Raw genomic sequence first — 8,758 nt, 5'->3', positions numbered from 1 at the left:
GGCGAATTGCGTTTAGACCAAACGCTTGGAAGTTGTCGCTTGCTACAGCGCTTTCCAAGGATCAATCTAGATATCAGGACATTGAAAATGGCCCTTCTTGCTGACGCCCTTTCTCGTGTGAAGCCTTCCGCCACCATCGCCGTGGCCCAGAAAGCGCGCGAACTCAAAGCGAAAGGCCGCGATGTCATCAGCCTTGGCGCGGGCGAGCCCGATTTCGATACGCCCGACAACATCAAGGCCGCCGCGATCGACGCGATCAACCGCGGCGAGACGAAGTATACGCCGGTGGCCGGCATCCAGCCGCTGCGCGAGGCGATTGCCGCCAAGTTCAAGCGCGAGAACAACCTCGACTACACGGCCGCGCAGACGATTGTCGGTACGGGCGGCAAACAGATCCTGTTCAACGCGCTGATGGCGACGCTGAACCCGGGCGATGAAGTCGTGATCCCCGCGCCGTACTGGGTTTCCTACCCGGAAATGGTGGCGCTTTGCGGCGGCACACCGGTGTTCGTCTCGGCAACGCAGGAGCACGGCTTCAAGCTTCAGGCCGAAGACCTCGAAAAGGCGATCACGCCGAAGACCAAATGGTTCATCTTCAACTCGCCGTCCAACCCCTCGGGCGCGGCCTATACCCATGACGAGTTGAAGGCGCTGACCGATGTGCTGATGAAGCACGAGCAGGTCTGGGTGCTCACCGACGACATGTACGAGCATCTGACCTTCGGCGACTTCAAGTTCGTGACGCCGGCGGAAGTGGAGCCCGGCCTCTATAACCGCACGCTAACGATGAACGGCGTCTCCAAGGCCTATGCGATGACCGGATGGCGTATCGGCTATGCCGCCGGCCCGGCCGAGCTGATCAACGCGATGACCACGATCCAGAGCCAGCAGACGTCGGGCGCGTGCTCGATCGCGCAATGGGCCGCCGTGGAGGCGCTCAACGGCAATCAGGATTTCATCACCGAAAGCAAGAAGGCCTTCGAAAAGCGTCGCGATCTGGTGGTCTCGATGCTCAACCAGGCCCCCGGTATCGAGTGCCCGACGCCCGAGGGCGCGTTCTACGTCTATCCGTCCTGCGCCGGGCTGATGGGCAAGACCTCGCCGGGCGGCAAGGTGATGGAGACCGACGAGGATTTCGTCACCGAGCTTCTGGAAGCGGAAGGCATTGCCGTCGTTCACGGCTCGGCCTTCGGCCTTGGCCCCAACTTCCGCATTTCCTATGCGACGTCGGAAGCCGAGTTGGAAGAATCCTGCATGCGCATCCAGCGCTTCTGCAACGCCTGCAAGTAAGGCGCGCGCTCCGGCTTTGTTACGAAGCGCGATTTGACAACGGGGCGTGCCGCAAGGCGCGCCCTTTTTCGTTGCGGGTTGCAACTTGATGACGTTATAGACTGTGCCGCGCCTGCCCGACTGTCTTCAGGCGGCACGGGGTTTCAACGAATGCGGGAGATCATGCGCCACACTTGCCAAGCCAACGCTTTGTTGCGCCACCTTGTTCTGGCGGCCTGTCTGCTGCTGATTGCCGCTGGCGGTTCAGCCAGCGCCCAGAGCGCTACGGCCTCAAAGGCAACTGCCGATGAACCCATGACCGTCGGCGTGTATGCCCTTCCGCCTTATGCCATGCAGGACAAGGATGGCAGTTGGTACGGGCTCGGCATAGACTTGCTGGATGCGCTCAGCCGCCGTATCGGCAAGGAATACCGCTTGGTGGAATCCACGCCGGACGCGATGGTGCCGGATGTGGCCGGCGGGAAGCTAGACATGGCGCTGGGCGGGGTGCCGATCAATGCCGCCGACGAGGCGGTGATCGATTTCTCGGTGCCCTATTACAGCGGCGATCTCGGCGTCGCGCTTCGCGTCGTCGACAAGATCGGACCGACGATGATGTTCGAGCTTCTGACGTCGCCGGCCTTTCTCTACATGCTCGGCCTGCTGACGGGCCCGGTCTTCGTCATCGGCGCGCTGATATGGCTCCTGGAGCGGCGGGCCAATCCCGAACAGTTCGAGCCGCGACCGGCGCGCGGCGTGTTTTCCGGCTTCTGGTGGGCGACCGTGACGATGACCACGGTGGGCTACGGCGACAAGGCGCCGGTGACCTTCTTCGGCAGGCTGCTGGCGATGGCCTGGATGTTTGCTGCCCTGATCCTTGCGGCGATCACAACCGCGCAACTGGCCGCGGGACTGACCTCGTCACTGCACACCAATTTCGTTGACAATATCCGGGACCTTTCCGGGCTGACGGTCGGCACGATCACCGAATCGCCGGCGGCCGCCGAGCTCGGCCTTCTCAATATTTCAGTGACCTCTTTCGATACAGTTTCCGCCGGCCTTGATGCGCTTGAAAGCCACGATATCGACGCGCTCGTTTATGACCGGGCGATTCTGCAGTGGTCGCTCGACAATTACCGTGACCTCTATCTCAGCAATCTGGAGTTCATGCAGCAGAACTACGCCCTGATCCTTCCCCTGAACGATCCCGCGCGCAACGCGATCAACATCGCGATCCTGCAAACGCTCGAATCCCAGCAATGGCATCTCATACTCGAACGCTACGTAGAAAATGGCGCACGTTAAAGCGCCGGGCGATGCCGACTAATCGCCTGACGCTTCAGGCGTTCTGATATAGGCGGACATGCCCTTGACCAGGGCATCGAAGACGACGCGACAGCGGGGTGAACGGCGCAGATCCTCATGCATGGCGATCCAGAGCGGAAGCTGAAACGGGATCTGGCCATGCAGCACTTCGATGAGCGCGGGATCGCGTTCGCCGAGCGGATGCTGGCAAAATCCGAAACCGCAGCCGGTGCGAATGGCGGCAAGCTGGGCGAGGTTGCTGTCGGAGCGGAAGCTGAAATCGGGCAGCGCAAGCTCGGGAAAACCCTCCATCATATCGCGCACATAGGCCAGTTCGCGATCGAAGCCGATGGTCGGCACCGCTTTCAGGTCGTCGATCGTCTGCGGCGCGCCGAAGCGGGCAACGACCTCTTTGCGGGCAAAGCAGCCAATCGGGATCTTGCCGACATGGCGCACCACAAGGGCCGCCTGGGTGGGCTCCACGAGCCGGAGCGCGATATCGGCCTTCCTGTTCAACAGGTCCTCGAGCGCGTCGGAGACCGACAATTCGAACTCGAGCCGGGGGTAGGCAGCCATCACGGGCGCAAGAATGCCGGGCAGGACCTCGACGGCGATCACATCGGACGCGCTGATTCGGACGCTGCCGGAGACTTCGTCGCGGGTTTCGGAAGAGGCCCGGCGCATGGCATCCGCCGAGGCGGCCATCGCTTCGGCCAGCGGCTTCATGGCGCGCGCCGTGTCGGTCGGCTCCAGTCCGCGCTGCGAGCGGGTGAAAAGCTGCTGGCCGGCGTCGCGCTCCAGCGCCTCGATGTGGCGGCCAACGGTCGGCTGGGTCAGGCCCAGAAGCCGCGCGGCGCCGGAAAGCGATCCGCTTTCAAGCACCGCCAGAAAGGTGCGGTAATAATCCCAACTCTGCGTATCCATAAAATTATGTATACCAATGGCACGATTTTATACAATTCCGTTTAATGCGGTTTGCCCCGATATTGCGATCACACTCGAATGAAGGAGACGACAATGTCAGACATGAACAGACAACCCGTGGCGCTTGTTCTTGGAGCCACAGGCGGCGTTGGCGACGCGGTGGCCCGGGCGCTCAATGATCGAGGCTACCATATCCGCGCGCTCAATCGCGACCCCTCCAGATTGGACGGTCGTCCGGCGCATTATGAATGGATCAAGGGCGACGCGATGCGCCGCGCGGACGTGGAGAAGGCGGCGCGGGGCGCGGAGCTGATATTCCACGGGGTCAACCCGCCCGGTTACAAGGACTGGGACAGACTGGTTCTGCCGATGCTGGAGAATACCATCGGCGCGGCGCGCCTTGCCAATGCCCGCATCCTGTTTCCGGCCACGATCTACAATTTCGGGCGCGATGTATTTCCCTATCCGAACGAGGATAGCCCGCAGAACCCGCATACTCGCAAGGGGCGCATTCGGGTCGCGGTGGAAGAGCGCCTCAGGGAAGCGGCCTTTGAGGGCACACAGGTCATTCTGGTGCGCGCTGGCGATTTCTTCGGTGGCAATGCTGCTGGCAACAGCTGGTTCGGGCAGATGGTCAAGCCGCATGCGCCGCTCACCCGGATCACCAATCCGGCAACGCCCGGAATCGGCCATCAATGGGCCTACCTGCCCGATCTCGCCGAAACCTTCGCGCAGCTCAATGACAGGGCAGGGGAGTTGCCGAAATTCGCCAATTTCCATTTCGAGGGCTTTTATGATGCCGACGGCATGCAGATGGTCGAGGCGATCCGTCGGGTCTCCGGTGACACGAAGCTGAAGATCGCCCGCTTCCCCTGGTTCATCGTGCCGCTGCTTGCGCCGTTCATGACCCTGATGCGTGAAGTGCTGGAGGTGCGTTATCTCTGGAAGGAGCCGATGCACATGACCAATGAGAAGCTGGTTGCCGTGCTGGGCCGCGAGCCGCGCACCCCGCTCGATACCGCGATCCGCAATGCGCTTGAGGATATCGGCGTCACCCTGCCGCGCTCCTCCGCCCCGGAACCGCTGCGCATCAAAGGCCCAGTATCGAGAGCATGATGAAGGTGGCAAACAGCACGAAATGGGTCATGCCCTCGATCGCATTGGTCTCGCCGTCATTGATGTTGATGGCGGCGACCACCAGCGTGATGGCGGTCATGGTGATCTGAACCGGGGTCATCGCCATGGTGAAGGGCTGGCCGGTGAAAAGCGCGATTGCCTCGATCACCGGAACGGTCAGGATCACCGTTGAAAGCGATGCACCGAGCGCGATGTTGACCACCGCCTGCATGCGGTTGGCGAGTGCTGCGCGCAGCGCGGTCAGGATTTCCGGTCCGGCGGCGATGGCGGCCACCAGAATGGCGGTCAGCGCCAGCGGCGCGCCGGTCCCTTCTAGTCCGTCATTGAAAAAGGCGGACATGAACTCGGCGAGAAGCCCGATCACGGCCACGCCGGCGATGAGGGTGATGACGGAGAGGGTGGTGGAGCCTTCCTCCGCTGCATGGCCAGTCTCGCCCTCGGTGGCCTTCTTCATGCGCGGATAGCGATAGGCGAAGAAATAGCTGTGCTGGCCGACCTGCAGCTTCAGGAACAGCGCATAAAGCGCGATCATGGCGGCGATGGTGAAGCCGGAATAGATATGCCAGCTTGCCTGCGGCACGAAATCGGGCACCACCATGGAGATGCCCATGGCGGTCATGATCATCACCGAATAGGTTTTTCCCGAATCGTCATTATAGGGCTGTTCGCCGTGCTTCAGCCCGCCCAGCAGCGCCGCCAGCCCGAGAATGCCGTTAATGTCCAGCATGACGGCGGCATAGATCGTGTCGCGCACCAGCGTCGGCTGCTGGCTCTCGCGCATCATGATCACGAGGATGATCACCTCAACCAAGACTGCGGACAGCGTGAGGATCATGGTGCCATAGGGATCGCCGGCCTTGGCGGCCAGGATCTCGGCGTGGTGGGCGACCCGCATCGAGGCGCAGGCGATCGACACGACCAGCAGGGCGGCTGCCAGGAGCGAATAGACCTGGCCGGCATGCATCACGTCATGTTCCAGGAACCACGCAAGCGCGCCAACAGGAAGCGCCTGCAGCAGCAGGATTTCACCGCGCAGAAAGGTCAGCATCGATTGACAAGGCCCCCGTGATGGCGCCGATGGCGGCGCATTGATCCGTGAGCGCTTCTGGTGATCTCAGCCGCCGAGGGGAGGGTAGTCGACATAACCCTTGGCGTCGCCGCCGAAAAGCGTTCTCTGATCCAACGCATTAAGCTGGGCATTGATCCGCAGCCGGCGCACCAAATCCGGATTGGCGATGAAGGCGCGGCCGAAGGAGATGAGATCGGCCCGCTCCTTTTCAAGCGCGTCGATGGCGAGCTGGCGGTCATAGCCGTTGTTGAGCATCCATGCGCCGGACCCATCTGTGCGGTAGTAGGTCTGGCGCATTTCCTCGTAGTCGAAAGGCCGCGGGCCCTGGCTGTAATTGCGGTCCCCGCCGGTCGCGCCCTCGATGACATGGATATAGGCGAGGTCGTAGGCGCTGAGCTGGCTTGCCAGGTAATTGAACAGAACCTGCGGATTGTCGTCATGCACATCGTTGGAGGGGGCCACGGGCGAAAGCCGGATCGCCGTGCGGCCGGGCCCGATCTCCCGCGAGATCGTGCCGACGACGTCGAACATGAAGCGCGCCCTGTTTTCGATCGGGCCGCCGTAGAGATCGGTGCGCTGGTTGCTGCCGGAGCGCAGGAACTGGTCGATGAGATAGCCATTGGCGGCGTGGATCTCGACGCCATCGAATCCGGCCTCGAGCGCGCGCGCGGCGGCGCGGCGGTAATCGTCGATGATTCCCGAAATTTCGAACGGCTTCAGCGCGCGCGGCATCGAGGTCTCGATGAAGTCGCTGGTCGCGTCGGAATAGACCACGAAGGTCTTGGCGCGGGCCTGCAGGGCGGACGGCGCCACCGGCGGGTCGCCGAAGGGTTGGAGCGATTTGTGCGATACGCGGCCGACATGCATCAACTGGCAGAAGATCTTGCCGCCGGCCTCGTGCACCGCCTTGGTGACATTCCGCCAGCCTTCAACCGCGGCATCGCTGTAGAGGCCCGGCGCGTTGGAATAGCCCTGGCCCTGCTCGGTGATCGCGGTCGCTTCCGAAATGATCAGGCCCGCGCTTGCCCGCTGGCGGTAATAGTCGACATTGAGTTCGTTCGGAACGGCTTCAGGCGAGCGATTGCGCATCAGCGGCGCCATAATGATCCGGTTCTCGATTGTGACATCGCCGATCGTTATGGGGTCAAAGAGGTTAGCCATCAAGTTCCTTCCGGTGCCGGCCCTGTTTGTAGCGGAGGCCCGGCGCAGGCGCAATTTGCAGCCTCCGTCGCGGCTTGCCGTTTCGACGGCGGCTTTCGCAAGCCCGCCAGCCATCTTTCTACATGGCTTACGCTCTAATGTATAAACCAAAAGAAAGCGTTTACGCACCTCAAAGGTCAGCGTTTCGAAGGACGGTTGCGGCGCATAAAAAAAGGGCCTCCGAAACGGGGCCCTTGTAAGTGTGAAGGTAAAACCTCCAGAGGGGAACAGCTGCTGCAATACGGCTGGGATGCCGTATCGAACGCATCAGCTATAATCGATATGGTTCTTTTTTGTGCGCGTTGCAATAGTTTTCATCGCAGATTGCGGAAAAAAACAACAAATTCCTGCGGGCAAAAAAAGAGGGCCACCGGAAAAACCGGGGCCCTTTGAGTTAGAAGGTCTCTCAAAACCTCCAGAGGGGAACAGCTGCTGCGGTGCACCAGGGAGAAGTTGGGCACCACCTGCATCAGCTGCGAGCTATATGCCCCTGAATTAGGCATTTCACAATGCATCTTTGTGCATGGCTGCCATGCGAAAGATGAAAAATGCAGCAGATTTTGCTTAAAATTAGGACGAACGACGATATAGCCCAAAAAATAGGCTGATTTTACGGGAGTGTTGACAGCCCTCTTCACCCCCTCGGCGTCATCCTCGGGCTTGACCCGAGGATCCAGACAGGTTGGTGCAGCGTTAAAAAACAATCGTATAATTCAATTGGTTGGTCAGTATGGATGCTCGGGTCAAGCCCGAGCATGACCCCTTTGGCGGGATCAGCAAGCATCAACACGCTGAAGCCACGGTTCTGTCAGCAGTTTGAATTTAGACGCGTGTTTCTCGTGATAACGCGGCTGCGAGCGAAAGATCAACGCCGCAGCCGGGGGAGGGAGCCTCAGTAGCTCCAGTTGCGCGCCTTGGCGACGATGAAATCGCGGAAGACTTTAAGCTTGGCGGAGTTCTTGAGTTCGTCCGGATAGCAGAAATAGGTGTCGAAACTCGGCACATCGGCGTGGGTGACGAGCTGCAGCAGGCCGGGATCGCGACCGACGATATAATCCGGCAGCATGACGATGCCGATTCCCAAAAGCGCCGCCCGCTTGATCGAGGTCAGCGAATTGATTTGCAGGTGCGCCGGGCGCGGGCTGTCGGGCGAGCGGCCGGCGATTTCCAGCCAGTTCACATCGAGCAGATAGGCGGGCGCCGGCTCGCCGAAGGTGATGATTCGGTGATTGTCGAGATCTTCCAGCGACTGCGGCTCGCCATGCCGGTTGATATAGGAGGGCGAGGCGTAGACATGCATGTGCACGGTGAACAGCTTGCGCTGGATCAGGTCCGGCTGCTGCGGCTGGCGCAGGCGGATCGCGCAATCGGCATGGCGCATGTTCACATCCAGCTCCTCATTGTCGAGGATGAGCTGGATCTGCATGTCGGGGTAAAGCTGGAGGAATTCCTGCACCTTGTCGGTCAACCAGCCCTGGCCGAGGCCGACCGTCGTCGTGACCCTGAGCTTGCCCGACGGCTTCTCCTTGGTCTCGGTCAGCCGCGAGCGCACGCTTTCGAGCTTCAGCAGCACGTCGTTTGCGGTGCGGTAAAGCAGTTCGCCCTGCTCGGTGAGAATCAGGCCGCGGGCGTGGCGGTGAAACAGCTTGACGCCGACATCCTGTTCCAGCGCGGAGACCTGCCGGCTGATCGCCGATTGCGAAAGGTGGAGCTTGTCGGCGGCATGCGTGAACGATCCTGCCTCCGCCGCGGCATGAAAGATCCTGAGCTTGTCCCAGTCCAGAGGCATGCTCGTGCTTTTCATTTACCCTACTCCGCGGCAGCCAGCGTGCCGGTCTTTTGCCCTGTCAGAAA

At 61.1% G+C, this 8,758-nt stretch carries 7 protein-coding genes; 3 read left to right on the top strand and 4 right to left on the bottom strand.

Going from position 1 to position 8,758, the window contains the following annotated elements; all coding sequences use genetic code 11:
• Positions 1-87: 87 nt before the first annotated feature.
• Both B4E36_RS21005 and B4E36_RS21000 read left to right on the top strand, forming a co-directional pair.
• Positions 88-1,290, top strand: coding sequence for a pyridoxal phosphate-dependent aminotransferase (locus tag B4E36_RS21005; RefSeq protein ID WP_292056162.1), 1,203 nt, complete (start codon positions 88-90; stop codon positions 1,288-1,290).
• Positions 1,291-1,584: 294 nt separating this feature from the next.
• Positions 1,585-2,574 (top strand): transporter substrate-binding domain-containing protein, encoded by a 990-nt coding sequence (locus B4E36_RS21000; protein ID WP_292056164.1) that lies wholly within the window; start codon positions 1,585-1,587, stop codon positions 2,572-2,574.
• An 18-nt stretch (positions 2,575-2,592) separates the two neighbouring features.
• Here the strand turns inward: B4E36_RS21000 and B4E36_RS20995 are convergent, their stop codons facing one another.
• Positions 2,593-3,498: a LysR family transcriptional regulator gene (locus B4E36_RS20995; protein WP_292056166.1), complete on the bottom strand. Its 906-nt coding sequence runs from the start codon at positions 3,496-3,498 to the stop codon at positions 2,593-2,595.
• Between the two features lie 93 nt (positions 3,499-3,591).
• Here B4E36_RS20995 and B4E36_RS20990 point away from each other — a divergent pair, with 93 nt between their 5' ends.
• On the top strand, positions 3,592-4,614 hold the full coding sequence (locus B4E36_RS20990) for an NAD(P)H-binding protein (protein ID WP_292056168.1): 1,023 nt from the start codon (positions 3,592-3,594) through the stop codon (positions 4,612-4,614).
• Here B4E36_RS20990 and B4E36_RS20985 read toward each other — a convergent pair.
• The 3 genes from B4E36_RS20985 to B4E36_RS20975 form a co-directional block, all read right to left on the bottom strand.
• Positions 4,589-5,683, bottom strand: a complete 1,095-nt coding sequence (locus tag B4E36_RS20985) for a calcium:proton antiporter (RefSeq protein WP_292056171.1) — start codon at positions 5,681-5,683, stop codon at positions 4,589-4,591. The genes B4E36_RS20990 and B4E36_RS20985 overlap by 26 nt on opposite strands.
• Before the next feature lie 66 nt (positions 5,684-5,749).
• A complete protein-coding gene (locus tag B4E36_RS20980) occupies positions 5,750-6,865 on the bottom strand; it encodes an alkene reductase (RefSeq protein WP_230718831.1) in 1,116 nt (371 codons plus the stop codon).
• A 931-nt stretch (positions 6,866-7,796) separates the two neighbouring features.
• Positions 7,797-8,693: a LysR family transcriptional regulator VtlR gene (locus B4E36_RS20975; protein WP_018066549.1), complete on the bottom strand. Its 897-nt coding sequence runs from the start codon at positions 8,691-8,693 to the stop codon at positions 7,797-7,799.
• Between the last annotated feature and the right edge of the window lie 65 nt (positions 8,694-8,758).

Origin of the sequence: Martelella sp. UBA3392 (assembly GCF_002358775.1) — a bacterium.
Lineage (GTDB): Bacteria > Pseudomonadota > Alphaproteobacteria > Rhizobiales > Rhizobiaceae > Martelella > Martelella mediterranea.
Note: the sequence above shows the minus strand (reverse complement) of the source record. Positions and strands in the feature narration are given on the sequence as shown.

Bases quoted from the DNA above. Each gene is read 5' to 3' on its own strand.
- B4E36_RS21005 (WP_292056162.1), top strand. From the start codon at position 88: ATGGCCCTTCTTGCTGACGCCCTTTCTCGTGTGAAGCCTTCCGCCACC.
- B4E36_RS21000 (WP_292056164.1), top strand. From the start codon at position 1,585: ATGACCGTCGGCGTGTATGCCCTTCCGCCTTATGCCATGCAGGACAAG.
- B4E36_RS20995 (WP_292056166.1), bottom strand. From the start codon at position 3,498: ATGGATACGCAGAGTTGGGATTATTACCGCACCTTTCTGGCGGTGCTT.
- B4E36_RS20990 (WP_292056168.1), top strand. From the start codon at position 3,592: ATGTCAGACATGAACAGACAACCCGTGGCGCTTGTTCTTGGAGCCACA.
- B4E36_RS20985 (WP_292056171.1), bottom strand. From the start codon at position 5,683: ATGCTGACCTTTCTGCGCGGTGAAATCCTGCTGCTGCAGGCGCTTCCT.
- B4E36_RS20980 (WP_230718831.1), bottom strand. From the start codon at position 6,865: ATGGCTAACCTCTTTGACCCCATAACGATCGGCGATGTCACAATCGAG.
- B4E36_RS20975 (WP_018066549.1), bottom strand. From the start codon at position 8,693: ATGCCTCTGGACTGGGACAAGCTCAGGATCTTTCATGCCGCGGCGGAG.